Source organism: Herminiimonas fonticola (genome assembly GCF_003293745.1).
Taxonomy (GTDB): Bacteria; Pseudomonadota; Gammaproteobacteria; order Burkholderiales; family Burkholderiaceae_D; genus Oxalicibacterium; species Oxalicibacterium fonticola.
Genome location: NZ_PTLZ01000003.1, coordinates 1 through 18,130, shown reverse-complemented (window position 1 = coordinate 18,130; position 18,130 = coordinate 1). Strand labels below are relative to the sequence as shown.

General features: G+C 48.5%; 15 protein-coding genes and 1 tRNA gene. 2 read left to right on the top strand and 14 right to left on the bottom strand.

What is annotated here, in order from left to right; all coding sequences use genetic code 11:
- Positions 1–57 precede the first annotated feature (57 nt).
- From nuoF to rpsO, 11 genes are all read right to left on the bottom strand, one after another.
- On the bottom strand, positions 58–1,353 hold the full coding sequence (gene nuoF, locus Hfont_RS11070; RefSeq protein WP_112992484.1) for an NADH-quinone oxidoreductase subunit NuoF: 1,296 nt from the start codon (positions 1,351–1,353) through the stop codon (positions 58–60).
- Positions 1,350–1,829 (bottom strand): NADH-quinone oxidoreductase subunit NuoE, encoded by a 480-nt coding sequence (nuoE, locus tag Hfont_RS11065; RefSeq protein ID WP_112992483.1) that lies wholly within the window; start codon positions 1,827–1,829, stop codon positions 1,350–1,352. Before nuoE ends, nuoF begins: the two co-directional genes overlap by 4 nt.
- A gap of 27 nt (positions 1,830–1,856) precedes the next feature.
- The gene (locus Hfont_RS11060) at positions 1,857–3,110 is read right to left on the bottom strand and encodes an NADH-quinone oxidoreductase subunit D (protein WP_112992482.1); all 1,254 of its coding nucleotides are present in this window, start codon (positions 3,108–3,110) and stop codon (positions 1,857–1,859) included.
- Complete coding sequence (locus Hfont_RS11055) at positions 3,110–3,706, bottom strand: NADH-quinone oxidoreductase subunit C (RefSeq protein ID WP_112992481.1); 597 nt, start codon at positions 3,704–3,706, stop codon at positions 3,110–3,112. Before Hfont_RS11055 ends, Hfont_RS11060 begins: the two co-directional genes overlap by 1 nt.
- Before the next feature lie 17 nt (positions 3,707–3,723).
- A complete protein-coding gene (locus Hfont_RS11050) occupies positions 3,724–4,200 on the bottom strand; it encodes a NuoB/complex I 20 kDa subunit family protein (protein ID WP_012079319.1) in 477 nt (158 codons plus the stop codon).
- Between the two features lie 3 nt (positions 4,201–4,203).
- Complete coding sequence (locus Hfont_RS11045) at positions 4,204–4,563, bottom strand: NADH-quinone oxidoreductase subunit A (protein WP_112992480.1); 360 nt, start codon at positions 4,561–4,563, stop codon at positions 4,204–4,206.
- Between the two features lie 146 nt (positions 4,564–4,709).
- A tRNA-Leu gene (locus Hfont_RS11040) sits at positions 4,710–4,794 on the bottom strand.
- 107 nt (positions 4,795–4,901) lie between these two features.
- Positions 4,902–5,300, bottom strand: coding sequence for a preprotein translocase subunit SecG (gene secG, locus Hfont_RS11035; protein WP_112992479.1), 399 nt, complete (start codon positions 5,298–5,300; stop codon positions 4,902–4,904).
- Between the two features lie 63 nt (positions 5,301–5,363).
- Positions 5,364–6,110 carry a triose-phosphate isomerase gene (gene tpiA, locus Hfont_RS11030; RefSeq protein WP_112992478.1) on the bottom strand — a complete coding sequence of 249 codons (747 nt, stop codon included), beginning with the start codon at positions 6,108–6,110 and terminating at the stop codon, positions 5,364–5,366.
- A 153-nt stretch (positions 6,111–6,263) separates the two neighbouring features.
- Entirely contained in the window at positions 6,264–8,396 is a 2,133-nt protein-coding gene (pnp, locus tag Hfont_RS11025) for a polyribonucleotide nucleotidyltransferase (RefSeq protein ID WP_112992477.1), read from the bottom strand.
- A gap of 222 nt (positions 8,397–8,618) precedes the next feature.
- Positions 8,619–8,888, bottom strand: coding sequence for a 30S ribosomal protein S15 (rpsO, locus tag Hfont_RS11020; protein ID WP_112992476.1), 270 nt, complete (start codon positions 8,886–8,888; stop codon positions 8,619–8,621).
- Positions 8,889–9,081: 193 nt separating this feature from the next.
- On the opposite strand from rpsO, the gene bamE reads away from it, so the two are divergent.
- Positions 9,082–9,549 (top strand): outer membrane protein assembly factor BamE domain-containing protein, encoded by a 468-nt coding sequence (bamE, locus tag Hfont_RS11015; RefSeq protein WP_241523089.1) that lies wholly within the window; start codon positions 9,082–9,084, stop codon positions 9,547–9,549.
- Between the two features lie 138 nt (positions 9,550–9,687).
- Here the strand turns inward: bamE and oxlT are convergent, their stop codons facing one another.
- Together oxlT and Hfont_RS11005 are read right to left on the bottom strand one after the other, a co-directional pair.
- Entirely contained in the window at positions 9,688–11,004 is a 1,317-nt protein-coding gene (gene oxlT / locus Hfont_RS11010) for an oxalate/formate MFS antiporter (RefSeq protein ID WP_112992474.1), read from the bottom strand.
- 232 nt (positions 11,005–11,236) lie between these two features.
- Positions 11,237–11,551, bottom strand: a complete 315-nt coding sequence (locus Hfont_RS11005) for a hypothetical protein (protein ID WP_112992473.1) — start codon at positions 11,549–11,551, stop codon at positions 11,237–11,239.
- A gap of 543 nt (positions 11,552–12,094) precedes the next feature.
- On the opposite strand from Hfont_RS11005, the gene Hfont_RS11000 reads away from it, so the two are divergent.
- Positions 12,095–13,498, top strand: coding sequence for a tyrosine-type recombinase/integrase (locus Hfont_RS11000; RefSeq protein WP_112992472.1), 1,404 nt, complete (start codon positions 12,095–12,097; stop codon positions 13,496–13,498).
- A gap of 262 nt (positions 13,499–13,760) precedes the next feature.
- Here Hfont_RS11000 and Hfont_RS10995 read toward each other — a convergent pair whose 3' ends face one another.
- Positions 13,761–17,648, bottom strand: coding sequence for an EAL domain-containing protein (locus tag Hfont_RS10995; RefSeq protein ID WP_112992471.1), 3,888 nt, complete (start codon positions 17,646–17,648; stop codon positions 13,761–13,763).
- Positions 17,649–18,130: the final 482 nt, after the last annotated feature.

Here is an 18,130-nt window from a genome sequence, read left to right as displayed (position 1 = left end):
TTGCTTTTGTTGACTTCAGTGTTCTCACTAGGTTTATTACGCTAACCAAGTGATCGGCTAAATGTAAGCGGGCACCAAGCAATGTTTATGCTCAATGTGATATTCAAACTCTTCACGGAACTGCTGAATCATTGCGCGTACCGGCATCGCAGCTGCATCACCGAGTGCGCAAATTGTGCGACCCTGAATGTTGTCGGCGATCGAGTTCAGCATGTCCAGATCCTCAGGGCGGCCTTGACCATTCTCGATACGATGCACCATGCGATACAACCAACCAGTACCTTCACGGCACGGTGTGCACTGACCGCAGGATTCTTCAAAATAGAAGTAGGACAATCGCAAGAGCGCCTTGACCATGCAACGTGTTTCATCCATCACGATGACGGCACCAGAACCCAGCATCGAACCTGCCTTGGCGACCGAATCGTAGTCCATGTCAGTCGCCATCATCAGATCACCCTTGACGACTGGCACTGACGAACCGCCAGGAATAACTGCTTTAAGTTTTTTACCGCCGCGCACACCACCGGCCAGTTTCAACAACTCTGCAAATGGAGTACCCAACGGAATTTCGTAATTGCCAGGACGCTCTACGTCGCCAGACACCGAAAAGATTTTAGTGCCGCCGTTGTTAGGCTTACCAAGTGCTGCATACGCTTCAGCGCCCACTTGGAAAATGAAAGGCACCGCAGCAAAGGTCTCGGTATTATTGATCGTGGTTGGCTTGCCGTACAGGCCATAGCTCGCAGGGAAAGGCGGCTTGAAGCGCGGCTGACCTTTTTTTCCTTCGAGCGATTCCAGCAAAGCGGTTTCTTCGCCGCAGATGTAAGCGCCAAAACCATGGAATGCGTGCAACTGGAAGCTGTAGTCAGTACCCAGAATACGATCACCGAGGAAACCTGCAGCGCGTGCCTGCTCAAGCGCTTCTTCAAAGCGATCATACTCAGCGAAAATTTCGCCATGAATATAGTTGTAGCCTACGCTGACGCCCATTGCATAAGCAGCGATAGTCATACCCTCAATCACTGCGTGCGGATTGTAGCGAAGGATATCCCGATCCTTGAATGTGCCTGGTTCGCCTTCATCGGAATTACAAACCAGATACTTTTGGCCTGCGTAATTCTTGGGCATGAAGCTCCACTTCAAGCCGCTAGGGAAACCTGCACCACCACGGCCGCGCAGCGTCGATGCCTTGACTTCAGCAATCACCTGCTCAGACGTCATGCCTTCGCTCAAGATACGCTTCAGAGATGCATACCCACCGCGCTTGACGTACTCTTCCAGGCCCCAGTTATCACCGGTGAGGCCGGCCAAAATCAATGGTTTGATATGACGATTATGCAGACTGGTCATTTCTTCAATTCCTCTACCAGTGCGTCGATTTTGTCATCCGACATAAAGCTGCACATGCGTTTGTTATTGACCAGCATGACAGGCGCATCACCACAAGCGCCCATGCATTCACCTTCAACCAGCGTGAATAAATCATCTGTCGTCGTTTCACGATAATCGATACCAAGCTTGTGCTTCAGGTAATGCGCAGCCTTCTCACCACCGGACAATTGGCACGGGAGATTTGTACATACCGAAATCTTGAACTTGCCGACCGGTTTGGTGTTGTACATATTGTAGAAGGTCGCAACCTCTTGCACGGCGATCGCCGGCATTCCCAGATAGTCAGCAACATCTTGCATGACTTCAGGCGGCAGCCAACGGGTTTCATCCTGAGCAATTTGCAGTGCGGCCATGACCGCAGACTGCTTTTGATCTGCAGGGAACTTGGCGACCTCGCGGTCGATTCTTTTATACGTTTGTTCTGATAACAGCATGTCTATGCCTCAATTATTGAGCCGCGATTAGCGGTCAATTTCACCAAACACAATATCTTGCGTACCGATGATGGTTACTGCATCGGCAATCATGTGGCCCTTGGCCATCTCGTCCAAACCTTGCAAGTGCGGGAAGCCCGGTGCACGAATCTTCATACGGTAAGGTTTGTTCGCGCCATCGGAAATCAGATAGACACCGAACTCACCCTTCGGATGTTCGACCGCAGCATACGCCTCACCTGCCGGCACGTGGAAACCTTCAGTGAAGAGTTTGAAATGATGAATCAAATCTTCCATGTTCGACTTCATGCCCACGCGTGACGGCGGCGCAACCTTGTGGTTGTTCGTCATCACAGGACCCGGATTATTACGCAGCCATTCAACGCACTGCTTGATGATGCGATTCGACTGACGCATCTCTTCGACGCGCACCAGATAACGATCGTAGCAATCGCCATTGGTACCAACCGGAATATCAAAATCCATCAGGTCGTACACTTCGTACGGTTGTTTCTTGCGCAAATCCCATTCGACGCCTGAACCACGCAACATTGCACCGGTAAAGCCCATCGCCATCGCGCGCTCAGGCGAGACCACACCGATACCAACCAAACGTTGTTTCCAGATACGGTTATCGGTCAACAAGGTTTCGTATTCATCGACATAAGTCGGGAAACGATTGGTAAAGTCTTCAATGAAATCAAGCAAGGAGCCTTGACGGTTTTCATTCAATTGGCTGATGGCTTTTGCATTGCGGATGATCGACGCCTTGTGCTGCGGCATAGCATCCGGCAGATCGCGATAAACGCCACCCGGACGATAATAAGCAGCATGCATACGCGCGCCAGAAACCGCCTCGTAGCAATCCATTAAATCTTCACGTTCGCGGAACGCATACAGGAACACGCCCATCGCACCAACGTCGAGCGCATGCGCGCCGAGCCACATCAGGTGATTCAGGATACGGGTGATTTCATCGAACATGACGCGGATGTACTGCGCACGCAAAGGCACTTCGATATTGAGCATCTTCTCAATCGACATGACATATGCATGTTCGTTACACATCATCGACACGTAGTCGAGACGATCCATGTAAGGAACAGATTGCAGATACGTTTTTTGCTCAGCGAGTTTTTCAGTAGCGCGGTGCAACAATCCAATATGCGGATCGGCACGTTGAATCACTTCGCCGTCCAGCTCCAGAACCAGGCGCAACACACCATGCGCCGCAGGATGCTGTGGACCGAAGTTAAGGGTGTAGTTCTTGATCTCAGCCATTATTTCATCCCGTATTGTTCTTCACGGATCACGCGCGGAACGATTTCGCGCGGATCGATCGTGACGGGCTGGTAAATCACCCGTTTTTGCTCAGGGTCGTAACGCATTTCAACGTAACCGGAGACTGGGAAATCCTTGCGGAATGGATGACCGATAAAACCATAGTCGGTCAAAATGCGACGCAAATCGTTATGACCTTCGAACAGGATGCCGAAGAAGTCGAACGCTTCACGCTCATACCAGTTAGCTGTAGGCCAGATATCGATCATCGATGCAACGACAGGCATTTCATCGTCCGGCGCGAATACACGCACACGCACACGCCAGTTATGCTTGATCGACAACAAGTGCGAAACGACAGCGAAGCGCGGACCTTCCCACACACCATCGCCATACGTCGAGTAATCGACGCCGCACAAATCAATCAATTCTTCAAAACGCAAATCAGCATGATCACGCAAGACACGCATTGCGGACAGGTAGTCATGCGACTTCACAACAATGGTAGCTTCGCCTAATGCCAGCGACAGACTTTGAAGCTGTTCGCCCAGCGCGTTGCGCAGAGCAGCTTCGAGGAGTTCAAGTTTGATCGTCATATTAACTATTCAGTCTCTTAGCGAGCGATCGTGTTGGTACGACGGATCTTGTTTTGCAACTGCATGATCCCGTACAACAATGCTTCAGCGGTTGGAGGACAACCCGGAACATAGACATCGACCGGAACAATGCGATCACAACCGCGCACAACAGAGTAAGAGTAATGGTAGTAACCACCACCATTGGCACACGAACCCATCGAGATTACCCAACGAGGCTCTGCCATTTGATCGTAGACTTTACGCAAAGCCGGCGCCATCTTGTTGCACAAAGTACCAGCAACAATCATCACATCAGACTGACGCGGCGACGGACGGAAAACCACACCAAAGCGATCCAGATCGTAACGCGAAGCACCTGCGTGCATCATTTCTACTGCACAGCATGCGAGACCAAAGGTCATCGGCCACATCGAACCGGTACGCGTCCAGTTGATCAGTTTATCGGCTGTCGTCGTAACGAAGCCTTCATTCAATACGCCTTCAATTGCCATGACTTACTCCCAATCCAGCGCGCCTTTTTTCCATTCGAACACCAGACCGATGGTCAGCACTCCAAGGAAAATCATCATTGCCCAAAATCCAAGCATCCCTACTTCGCGCATTGCCGCCGCCCAAGGGACAAGAAACGCCACCTCAAGGTCAAACAGAATGAACAAAATGGCGACGAGATAGTAACGCACATCGAACTTCATGCGCGCATCTTCAAATGCCTCGAAACCACACTCGTACGGGGAAAGTTTTTGATCGTCCGGATTATGCGGACCGAGAATGCGACCCAATATCTGCGGTGCGACACCGACACCGATACCGACCAGAATAAAGAGTAAAACGGGGAAGTAATTTTCGAGGTTCACGATTAGCTGGCTTAAGTTGAACGATTAATTGGCTGGCAAAAATACGTTGAATCAAATACTAAATACGATGCGCTTATCGATAAATTTCAAACTTCAATTTCCGATAAAAAGCCAGCTTAGGCATTCCTAGCTGGCCTTAATTTGTTTGGTGCCGACGGCGAGACTCGAACTCGCACAGCTTTCGCCACTACCCCCTCAAGATAGCGTGTCTACCAATTTCACCACGTCGGCCAAGACCAATATTTTAACCTGCTTTGAAACATTTATTCAATGCGCAATTGCATAAGAACAAGAAGAAAACAGCTCTTATACGCACATTCATACGTAATTACACGTACTTACTTCGGAATCTGATTTGATTGGCCAGTTCCACTCGACGATGCAGGTGTCGCAGGTACTGTTGCAGGCGTCGCAGTTGATGCTGCCGGCGCAGTTGCTTCAGCACCAGGAACCGCCGACACAGGCAAGTTTTCCATCACGCCGGCACTGGTTTCTGCAGGCTTGTTGCTGATAAATGCCAGACCCAAAGTCGCAGCAAAGAAAATAGCTGCTGCAACACCCGTGAACTTCGACAGGAAGTTCGACGATCCAGTCGCACCGAACAAACTGCCGGATGCACCCGAACCGAAGGACGCGCCCATATCGGCACCCTTGCCATGTTGCAGCAATACGAGGCCGATGATAGTCAATGCGGACAGCACTTGAACAACGACGATGATGGTATGCAAACTATTCATTTCAATTTCCAGTCTTAGGTAATTCGTAATAAAGCTTAGCGCTTCTTAATACTTTTTTAGCACTTACGCTGCGCAGATAATCGAAAGAAAATCCGCTGCTTTCAATGCTGCTCCGCCTATCAAGCCACCATCGATATCCGGCATGGCGAGCAACTCTTTCGCATTCTCGGGCTTCATGCTACCGCCGTACAAAATCTTCACTTCCGTTGCAGCTTGCGTATTCTTTGCAGATAAGCGCTTGCGCAACATGGCATGGACTTCCTGTGCCATTTCTGGCGTTGCAGTCTTGCCGGTTCCAATTGCCCAAACCGGCTCGTATGCCACCACTATTTTCGCCAGGTCATTTTCTGCAATCAATGACAACACCGCATCGATTTGCTGACCTACGATTGCATCTGTCTGCCCTGCTTCGCGCTGCGCCAATGTTTCACCAACACAGACGATAGGAACAAGTCCTGCACGTAAGGCCCGCGCTGTTTTTTGTGCCACCAGCTCATCAGTTTCGCCGAAATAAGCGCGACGTTCCGAGTGACCGACAATCACATAGCGACAAGCAAATTCCAGCAACATGGTTGCCGACACTTCGCCGGTATAAGCACCCGCTTCATGTATCGACAAATCTTGCGCACCAAGTGCAATCGCACTATCCGATAACAAGGCTTGGCATTGTGCAAGATAAGGTGCCGGAACGCATACTGCAGCATCACATGCAGCATTGCCAAACTCGGCTTTAATTTCCGCTAGCAAAAGAGCATTGGCAGCAATACTGCCATTCATTTTCCAGTTGCCTGCGACGAGTTTGCGGCGCATATGAAACCCAGGATTCTAATAACCCGCTATTCTAGCTCTTTGCGACGAACACGGTCAAACTAGATGCTTGACCGAGGTCAATAAAAAACCGCTCAATGCCTGCGCAATGAGCGGTTTTTATTACTAAATTCAGGCAAGCCTGATTCAGAGTGCTTACTCTTGCGCTGCCGCTTCAGGGCTTTCTTCTGATACTGCAGCTTTCATCGACAACTTCAAACGGCCGCGGTCGTCTGTTTCCAGAACTTTAACGCGAACTTGTTGACCTTCTTTCAAGTAATCAGCAACTGCATTGACGCGTTCGTTAGCGATTTGACTGATGTGCAACAAACCATCTTTGCCTGGCATGACTTGAACAATCGCGCCGAAATCCAGCAATTTCAGAACCGTGCCTTCGTAGACCTTGCCAACTTCAACTGAAGCTGTCAGTTCTTCGATGCGACGTTTTGCTTCCTGGCCGGCAGCTGCGTCGACGGAAGCGATGGTGACCACGCCTTCATCGCTGATGTCGATTTGGGTACCGGTTTCTTCGGTCAATGCGCGAATGACTGCGCCGCCTTTGCCGATCACGTCACGGATTTTTTCCGGATTGATCTTGATGGTGATCAGGCGTGGTGCGAAATCAGACAATTCACCAGTTGTGCCGCTAGGAACAGCCTTTTCCATTTCGCCGAGGATATGGATACGGCCTTCTTTAGCTTGCGCCAAAGCGACCTGCATGATTTCTTTGGTGATGCCCTGAATTTTGATATCCATTTGCAAAGCGGTAATACCGTTTGCGGTACCAGCCACTTTAAAGTCCATGTCGCCGAGATGATCTTCGTCACCGAGGATATCGCTCAAGACTGCAAACTTACCGCCGTCCTTGATCAAGCCCATAGCGATACCAGCCACGTGCCCTTGCATAGGAACGCCAGCATCGATCAATGCCAGGCAGCCGCCGCAAACTGAAGCCATTGATGACGAACCGTTGGATTCTGTGATTTCCGAAACCAGGCGTACCGAGTAGCTGAAATCTTCAGGCGCTGGCAATGCAGCAACCAGAGCACGTTTAGCCAAACGGCCGTGACCGATTTCGCGACGTTTAGGCGTACCGACACGACCGGTTTCACCAGTAGCGAACGGAGGCATGTTGTAGTGCAGCATGAAGCGATCCGAGTATTCGCCCATCAATGCATCGATCTTTTGTTCGTCGCGTGCAGTACCCAAGGTTGCGATAACCAAGGCTTGTGTTTCACCACGAGTGAACAATGCCGAACCGTGAGTGCGTGGCAAGACGCCGGTACGGATCGTTATTGGACGCACGGTACGTGTGTCGCGACCATCGATACGTGGTTCGCCTTCGAGAATCTGCGAACGAACGATTTTTGCTTCCAGATCGAACAGGATGTTGCCGACTTCAGCAGAATCAGGTGCAACGCCACCGACCGAAACAGCTTCCGCAGTGAGTTCAACATTGACTTCTGCAAACGCATCTTTCAACTTGGCAGTACGTGCCTGCTTGTCTTTGGTTTGGTAAGCAGCGCGCAATTTTGCTTCTGCAAAGTGCGCTACGCGTGCGATCAATGCTTCGTTCTTTGCTGGAGGCGCCCATTGCACTTCTGGCTTGCCGCCATCACGCACCAAGTCGTGAATCGCATCGATGACTGCTTTCATTTGATCGTGACCGTAAACAACCGCGCCGAGCATGACTTCTTCGGACAATTGTTGTGCTTCAGACTCAACCATCAACACGGCTGTTTCGGTACCGGCAACGACCAGATCCATTTGCGATGTTTTCAGTTGCGACGAAGTCGGGTTCAATATGTATTGACCATCGATATAACCGACGCGAGCAGCACCCAGCGGGCCTGCGAATGGAATGCCGGAAACCGACAAGGCAGCCGATGCACCGATCATTGCAGCGATGTCCGGATCAATCTCAGGATTGACCGACATCACGTGAATGATGATCTGCACTTCGTTCAAATAACCTTCTGGGAACAACGGACGAATCGGACGATCGATCAGACGCGATGTCAGTGTTTCTTTTTCGGAAGGGCGACCTTCACGTTTGAAGAAACCGCCTGGGATGCGACCGGCAGCGTAGGTTTTTTCTACATAATCAACGGTCAATGGAAAGAAATCCTGACCTGGTTTTGCATCTTTGCGAGCGACAACCGTTGCGAGTACGACCGTATCTTCGATCGAGACGAGTACGGCACCGGAAGCTTGACGGGCGATTTCGCCGGTTTCAAGCGTGACCGTATGTTGACCATACTGGAAAGTTTTAGTGACTTTATTAAACACGGGTGTTCCTTTCTAATTTTACCGACAGATTTTCAGGCGCTGTCGCTCACCTCACCACAAACGTTCCATCAAGATGATGGTTCGCTTTATTACTCAACTCAAAATTACTGTGCAATGCATTACTAAAATACGAGACTGCAAACTACCAAAAGGCAAAATGCCCGCATCAGAAAACTGACGCAGGCATTTTTCTATGCAAGCCGGATAAAATAACGCAATGAATTACTTGCGCAGACCGAGCTTTACAATCAGATCACGATAACGAGTCGCGTCTTTACTTTTGAGGTAAGACAACAGGCTCTTGCGACGGTTGACCATCATGATCAAACCGCGACGGGAATGGTGATCCTTCGAGTGTGCTTTGAAATGACCGTTGAGTTCGTTGATACGTGCTGTCAACAGAGCGACTTGCACTTCCGGTGAACCGGTATCATTTTGGCCACGTGCGTTATCGGCGACGATAGCGGCTTTGCTTGCTTTTTCGAGAGACATGAGACTTACCTTTCACATGCGATGCATAGAGTCTTCACCCCACACACCGTGAACAACGATTAATAAAACAGGTCAAATTGACCAGTCCCGGAGTATAGCGGAAAGACCGAGACGATTCAAACACTTAGCGCATTTATTTGAGGAAAACAGCATGAAATATAGTCAAACAGCATTATTAGGGGGATTGCTCCTCATGCTGAGTGCCTGTGCTTCACTCATGCCGCCGCCAATCAACGTCGGCGAGCCAGAAGCATCGGTTGTCGCCAAACTGGGACGACCAACCGCGCGTATTCCTGATAATAACGGCTATCTGCTGGAATATTCCCGCAATCCCTGGGGGCAAGCCATAGATATGGCGCGCTTCAGCAATGACGGCCGACTGATTTCGTACGAGCAAGTCCTGACAACGGAGAAATTCGCCACCATTAAGCCAGGCATATCAACCAAAACCGAGGTCGTGCGCGCCATAGGCCACCCTTCGGAAACGTCTTATTTGCCACGCCTGCAACTGGAAGTATGGACTTATCCCTACAAGGAAAACGGCGTCTGGAATTCGGTGATGCATGTTCATTTCAACAACAATGGCATCGTGAACAAGATGGAAAACGGGCCGGACCTGCGTTTTGATCGTGACGGAAAATTCGGCTTCGGCGGCTGGTAAATCATCGCGCATACAGAAAAAGGGTTGATGCTTGTGGCATCAACCCTTTCGATTATCCCATTCGTATGGGGTAACTCACTTCGCAGAAATTGAGTCTCCTGAAAGATCAGGAGACTTCATGGGCAAAACCCAATCTTATTAAGCTGCAACGCGTTGGTTACCCGCTTCCATTGCCGCAGCTTTAGTTGCACCGTCTTCGATCATGCGTTTGCGCATTGGGGCAAGGATGAACTTGGCTGACAAACCTGCGCCCACAGTGACAATCGCAGCAACGATGAACACGCGATTCCAGTTACCGCCAGCCGCCAGGACTGATGCAAACGGAACCAGCAAAGCAGAAGTACCTTTAGCGGTGTACAACGTGCCCGAGTTACCCGCAGCAAATTTACCACCGAAGGTATCTGCGCAGATTGCTGGGAAAATCGAGAAAATTTCGCCCCAGCACAGGAACACCATGGCGGCAAATACCATGAATGCATATGGGTTATGACCAAACTGCATCAAGCCCAACAAGGCTAAACCTTCACCGATGAAAACGATGAACATCGTGTTTTCGCGACCGATTTTATCTGAAACAAAACCGCACAAAGGACGGGTCAAGCCATTGGCAACGTTGTCGATCGACAGCGTCATCGTCAACAGTGGCAAGGTTGCGCCGAACAATGTCATAGGCAAGGCAGCAATACCGAAATCATTGGCGATCGGACCGAGTTGAGCCGTTGCCATCAAACCTCCCGAAGACACCAGAACAAACATCACGTAGAGAACCCAGAATACTGGGGTTTTCAACATTTGCTTGGTCGTGTAATCAACTTTAGTTGCGAGATTTCTTGCAACAACCACACCTTTAGGAACAACTGGCTTAACCAGCAGCAAAGCAGCAATGAAGATCGCTACGCCTTGAATAATGCCGAAGGTGAAGAAGGTATGTTCGTAACCTGCTTCTTTGATCATGTTCGCGATTGGAATCACGGTGATCGCAGCGCCTGCGCCGAAGCCTGCAGCAGTCAAGCCGGCAGCCAGACCACGACGATCCGGGAACCATTTCAACGCATTACCAACGCAAGTACCGTAGACGCAACCTGCGCCGATACCCGAGATAACAGCTGCGGTGTACAGCATAGGCAAGGACGTTGCATAGCTGTTCAGAACCCAGCCGAGACCAGCGCAGATGGCACCGCCAGCGACAACCGGACGTGGGCCGAATTTATCAACCAGGTAGCCCTCGATAGGAACCAACCAGGTTTCTGTCACGATAAAGATAGAAAACGCGAGTTGAATTGCCGCTTTACCCCAGTGGTGCGCATTGTCCATAGGCGTAACGAACAGAGTCCAGCCATATTGCAAGTTGGCGACCAGGCCCATACAGATAATGCCGATGATGAGCTGCACCCACCGATTTTTGTAACCTTTTGCGTTCGAAATATTCGATGCGCTTGTTTGATTGTTATTCATTTCTAACTACCTCTCAAGAAGTCATAAAACGTGGAAACGATCGAGGCAATGTCATGGACATGCCGATCTGTTTCGAATGTGATTTGTGACTGCAGGCAACAGTAGGACTAACCAGACGTGGTCAAAATCATCCAACGAATATTGACTCGTTGTGCATCGTGTTTTTGTGATGACGTTGACCTGCGAGGCTAATCAATGCGCGCAAGCGCACGCATCGTTCACCATATGCCTGCTACAGGAGAGGTGGGGCGCGAGAGAAGTAATACGGGGAAACAGCAGAGAAAAATTGCGTGAACGAAGCTTGAGGCTGTTCAATTGCAAGATTAGGTAATTCCAGTAAGGAGAAGGATGTGGTCAGACCATTATCGAAATCGTCGAAGACCAAATGCGAAACTGCACCGCCATCGAAACAAGCGCCATCATCATACATGCACTGATAATCAACCTGCGCGCGCTTGATGTTCGTTAACGTATCGGCGAACGCCAACTGCTGCGCAAACAGCAGGGCAAAGGCAAGCCAAACATTAACGAGAAGACGCGATTTCATCAGAGGTAATGAGGACAACACTGCGCAAAAGCAAATTATTTGAGCAGAGAGCAGCCTGAATAATTACTGGGATGAATGAATTATAGATCGATTTGCAGAACCACGTTCAGCAGATATTGATTTTGCAGCTAACTGATATTCGTTCGCAGCATATCTTCCTGATTTTTGCTTGTTTTTTGACTTGTCGCATCAGATTACAGAGGACCAGCTTGATTATTAACCAGCCAACAAAAATAAAGCCACCTAACTAAAAGCATTCGACAAAGAAAAACGGGTTAGCGCTTGTGGCGCTAACCCGTTAATTTACTGCTTGTTTTGGTGCGGCTGGCAGGAATCGAACCCACTACCCCTTGGTTCGTAGGTAAGAAATAAGATGTTTTTTAACATCCAATACAATCCAAATATAAATAATTTTTACTTTAATATTCAATTAGTTACATTATTTTTTGTCCAAACTCGTCTATTGACGTACAGCACAATCCATGTAAAACTTCTTACCAATTTCTTACCAATATTCCGGTTAGATAATAATAAAGGCAGCAAATGGCCACGCAAAAACTAACCACTACGGCGATTGAAAAGTACCGTCCGACCAAAAGCGACGAAACGAAATCGGACGGCAACGGGTTATCACTTCGGTTTCGCAAGGGTCAATCGGGGAGCGTTTCGCGTGTCTGGATGTACACCTACAAGGTAGGTACTAAATCCGTTTATATGGCACTGGGTGATTACGACGCCAGCTTGCCGGAATTTGAAACGACACTATATAAACTAGAAGCCAATGCGCGACTAACGCTTGCGACTGCACGGCGCATTGCTGTCGAATTGAACGACTGGCGAAAAAATAGTACAGATCCAAAAGAGTTTGTACAAAACGAGATTGTCCGACTTGCCAGAGAAAAGCAAGAAAGGGAAGCTGCAGTGGCGGCGATCAAGCTGCAACTGGAAGCGGAAAATCTAACCACTCAAGACCTTTTTGACGAATGGATTATCACCACTGACCGCAAAGACAAAGGCGCTGAGCTGCGGCGTTTGTTTGCCCGTGACGTATTGCCAAAAATAGGTACCAAGGCACTTAAATCGCTCACAGAAAAGGATATACGCAGCATCCTTGAAGGCGTAGTCAATCGCGGCTCCAACCGCATGGCCGTTATGCTGCTGTCTGACCTAAAGCAGATGTTTCGATGGGCAGAGAAGCGTAGGCCATGGAAAAAACTCATCGACGATAATCCGGTGGAACACCTTGAAGCAAAGCGCATCACGTCTGAAGACTACGACGGGGCCGAGCGCACTCGTACGCTATCTGCTGACGAAATCAAGGAACTGGCCGCCAAGCTGCCAGATGCTAGCCTGCTGAAGCGCACGGAAATTTGCATGTGGATCATGCTGTCCTCCTGCTGTCGCATTGGCGAGGTCACCAAGGCTCGGTGGGAACATATCGATCTTGATGCCGGCATATGGACAATCCCGAAAGAGAACGCCAAAAACAAGATGGCGCATACCATCTACCTGTCCTCGTTCGCCCTGCCCTACTTCCAAAAATTGAAGCAACTATCTGGTAAAAGTGCGTGGTGTTTTCCGCGTGAGGACGACGAAACATACGTTTGCATAAAGTCCACTACAAAGCAGATACGTGACCGTCAAAAACCACTAGGTGGCAAGCCAATGTCGAACCGCAGCAAGAAAGCCAATGCGCTTATTTTATCTGCTGGGGATTGGGTTCCTCATGACCTTCGCAGAACCGGCGCGACCATGATGCAAAGCTTGGGAGTAGTGCCAGATGTTATCGAGCGTTGCCTAAACCACGTCGAACCGAACAAACTGCGCAGGACGTACCAGACCTATGACTACGCAACGGAAAAACGGGAAGCATGGCAACTGCTCGGCGACCGTCTGGCTTTGATCCTGACCGCGCCTGATACCGCCATCGTTATGCGGAAGACTTAGATTTTAGGCAACCAGTGCCCATCCACAAAGTGGCGGCAAAGACGCTAGGAATATTCATCTTAAGTTAGTCTCCACCTAGACAGAGACAATCACTTACACGCATCAAGTTTTCAGCCAGGTTAAAGACCGACGTAGAAAATCAGCAACCATCGACGAAAACCTTTAAAAACACGCGCATCAATCTGCGCGCGATGGCTGATTTTCGGGTCGTACGGTTTGATCAGCTTTCGTCAAACAATGAGAGGCCGATAATTTGGAGATATCACTTCTGTGATTCTAGTAATATCAAGGCCTCTAATTCTTCAGAAGGCAGCGGCTTTGAAAACAAGAAACCTTGTATTTCATCGCACTTATTCTTTGCCAAGAATTCACATTGTGCCTCTGTTTCTACACCCTCTGCCAGCACTCTCATGCCAAGACTGTGTGCCATCGAAATAATGGCAAGCGCGATAGTGGCTTCGTTAGCATTTTCCGGGATGTTTTTAATAAACGAGCGATCAATCTTAAGTACGTCGATGGGAAAGCGCTTCAGATAAGCAAGACTGGAATAACCCGTTCCAAAATCATCAATGGAAAGTTGTATGCCTAATCCACTAAGTTCTTCTAAAATTCCGATTGCGCTCTCTACATCTGTCATGACCAAACTTTCGGTAAGTTCCAGATCAAGATATTGAGCTTCAAGACCGCTTTGTTGCAGAGTGTTGCGAACCATTTCCACAATACATCCATGAGAGAACTGGCGTGCAGATAGATTAACTGCGATCCGTAATTGACCCAGTCCCATATCATGCCAAGCTTTCATTTGGACGCAAGCAGTACGAAGTACCCATTCACCCATAGGTACGATCAATCCGACTTCCTCGGCTACAGGAATAAAAGAGTTCGGAGGAACCATCCCTAACTCAGGGTGCTGCCAACGGATCAAAGCCTCTACTCCAATCACCTTTCCTGTAGATAAATTTACTTGGGGTTGATAGTGCAATACAAATTCTGAACGCTCCAATGCCCTACGTAGTTCTTTTTCGATCTTGACGCGCCTTGACACAGCCGCCTGCATTTCAGGATCATAAAAGCGAATAATGTTTCGCCCCGCAGCTTTAGCTTCGTACATCGCTAGATCAGCGCGTTTGAGCAACTCATCAACAGTGATCGAGTTGTCTTTGAATAGAGTGGCACCGATACTTGGAGTAGTTAAATGGAGATAGCCCTGCAGATCGAAAGGCTCACTAAATGCACTTAGAATATTGTCCGCAACAGACTGTGCCTGTCTGGCAGCATCGTCTGAATAATTAGAAAAATCACTTAAGACCACCACAAACTCGTCGCCACCAATGCGCGAGACCGTATCACTCTCTCGCACACATCCCCTGAGTCGTTCTGCAACTTGCTTCAATAGCTGGTCACCCACATCATGACCTTGGGTATCATTAATGGCCTTGAAATTATCAAGGTCAATAAAAAATATGGCGCAGTTATTTTCTCTTCTTGATCCGGCCAGCATAATTTGGTGCAGGCGATTGACCAAAAGCTGTCTATTCGGCAAGCCCGTAAGGCTGTCATAAAAAGCCAAAGAGTAAATTTCTCGCTCAGATTCTTTACGCTGGGTGATATCAGTGTTAATCGCTAAAATGGATTTTGGCTTGCCTTCATCATCCCGCACCAAAGTCCAATGACCTTCAATAAAAATTTCTTTTCCTTCCCTGTCTATATGCTTTAACTCACCATTCCATTCATCCTGCTCAAACACATTCCGAGTTGCGACATCGAATGAGCTGGCATCTAAATAAAGTAGACGATTCACAAATTGTCCGACTGCTTCCGCTGCGGTCCAACCATAAAGCCGCTCCGCTCCCTTGTTCCAGAAAAGAATACGGTGATCCAAATCACGCACAAGAATCGCATCATGTGCCTTATCGAGTAAGGACGCCTGCTCACGCAACTGAGAATCTGCTTCTAACCTTTCAAGTTCCGTTGATGCACGTGCGGCAAATATTTTAAGAGTTGAAACAATGAGTTCAGCGTCCGACAACGCTGCTCTGTAAAGTACGAACATCAGGCCCAACAGATTTCCGCCGCTACTAAGGAGTGGGATTCCTACGTAGGCTTGTGCTCCCATCGCTATAAATTGAGTTGCGCTTGGATATAGTGTTGCTAGATCACTGGATATCAATTTGCAATCTTGCGTTAGTGAAGCTTCGCAGGGCGTGGATTGAAACGTAAACGACTGATTCTCTACAATTTCGCCGTCGATGACTAGTGCGATTGAACGTGCAGTTGAAAAAGAACCTTTGCTCAGCGCAGCGATTACTCCAATGGGCGCATCAAGAGCTTCCGTCATGCTGATGGCCAGTTGATGAAAGAATGTCGTATCGCTGGGCGCTGAAACACTGGTAGCAATCTTCAAAATAGCCGTTTGAAGTCGCTGTTGTTCTTGGCGAACACGAATATTCATGACGCCAAAAGCGAGATTATCTGCCATTTCTTGCAGCATATTCATCTCGTCATCGCTGATGTTGTGCGGCTCGCTTGCATACAAGCCGAGCAAACCGAATACCTTTCCCTGACTGATCAATGGCAAAAAAACGGCACTTAGGAAACCGACCGCTACGATACTATTGCGCCATAATTCAAACGTCGGATCTTCCCGAACGTCACTAACAGCAATTGCCTTGCCTAAGCGCACAGTACGTCCACCGGGGCCTTGCCCATTTGGTTTTTCGGCAGACCAGGATAATTTTATACGGCTAATGTGAGTCATATCACCATAATGAGCCACAGGTAGAATGGATTTTTCCTCATCATCCTGTGCATAGCCGACCCACGCCATATCATAGTCTCCAACCTCTGCACACAGTTTGCAAATTTCTTCTAAAAGTGTTTGCTCCTTTGTTGTGCGAATCAACTTTTCGCTGCAAGCACTGAGCATTTTTAGCGCACGGTTCAAACGACGGGTTTCGGCCTCTGCCATTCTTTGCGGCGTAACATCGACCATCCCTCCAACCATCCGTATACCTTTGCCGCTAGAATCGCGTAGAACAAAGCCTCGGTCGTATACGTTGGCATAACTACCATCGTGTTTGGAGAAACGATATTCGCCACACCAGATTTCGTCAGTTGCACCCTCACTAATAAATTTTGTGATGCTGTCTTCGATGGAAGAAATATCCTCCGGATGAATTCGGCTGATCCAGGAAACAATGGTTGGTTCGATTTCGCTTCGTGAAAAACCGAAGAGCCGTTCGATGCCATCATTCCACCAAATTGCGTTAGTCTGAAGATCCCAGTCCCAGATCGTGTCGTTGGTTGCTCGTGCAATCGAGCTGGAACGCTCTTGACTTTGCTTTAAGGCCAGCTCTGTGTTCTTGCGAGCGGTAACATCAATACCGCTTGCAAGTATTCGCATGATGCTGCCTTCTGAATTACGAATTGGTACTGCAGAAAATTCAGTTAATCTTCGCTCGCCACTACCCGTAAAGTAATCCATTTCTTCAACGATATTTTCACCTTGAAGCGCACGAATCACTATCTGTTCTATTTTTTTCGCAATCTCGATATCTAGATTCCACCACCCACATTCCCAGAATTTCTTCCCTAGTACTTGTTCTCGAGTAAAGCCGCAACCAAAAACTGCGATATCGTTGACCTCAACTAGCACGCCTTCGAGATTCAATAATCCCTGAAACATATACGATTGACTAAATACTGCTGACAACGTTGCTTCACTCTCTATGCGGCGACGATTTTTCTCGTACTCATCTGTGATTTCCTGAAACGCACCTTCAAGTCTAGAAACTTCTCCATTTTCATTTCGTCTACATTCACCAATAGCCCGCACCCAAATTGATCTTCCCTTGGCCGTAATGATAGGCACCGAAAAATCAAACCGCGTACCGCTTTTGATGCAATCCTCAACGCATTTTTCAACTTGGTTTTGGTATGCAGGCGGATAGAATTCAATACTACTTTGGAGAGCAGGCTGGTAGTCCGGAGGCACTTCATGAATGGCTCGGACTTCAGGAGACCAGTACAAATCTCGGGACGGCAAGGAAAGTGACCAGCCGCCGATCCGAGCAACTTGGCCGACAATCTGAATTAATTCGAGATCTGTTCGGAGTTCATCTTTTGCCGATCTCTTTTCGGTATCGCTCATTGCTGCACCGTGAGGGCTGGCACGAATTTCTTTAAAATCATATTTGAGCGTGCCGTAATGTGTAAATTACTTACTCTAACTTCGGAGAAAAATTCTGCATGCAACATCTTGCTTGTTTTCTGATTCAAAATTGTGAAACGGAAGTAGTGAGTGAACGCGCTCCAGTTTAGGTAGGTAGACGCAACTGTTGCTTAATCATCATACGCAGGCCCCTGAATAATACATACGTATATTATCTACTTACAAATCATGTAAAGCGACAAGTACCAAGTCGAAATAATTCACCAGCAGTGGAATATAAATAAATTGCACTAAACTGCAAAAGGTTTTATAAATAGGTCAAATGCGCCGACATTCCTTTTCATCTTTTTGCCGCTTAATTGCTTGCTTCCTGGTCATGACCGTTCTGACCTCAGGAATAGCAATGGCTGCCTACGTCTGTCCGCAGACAACGGCTCCTGTGCAAGAGATGGCAATGGGTG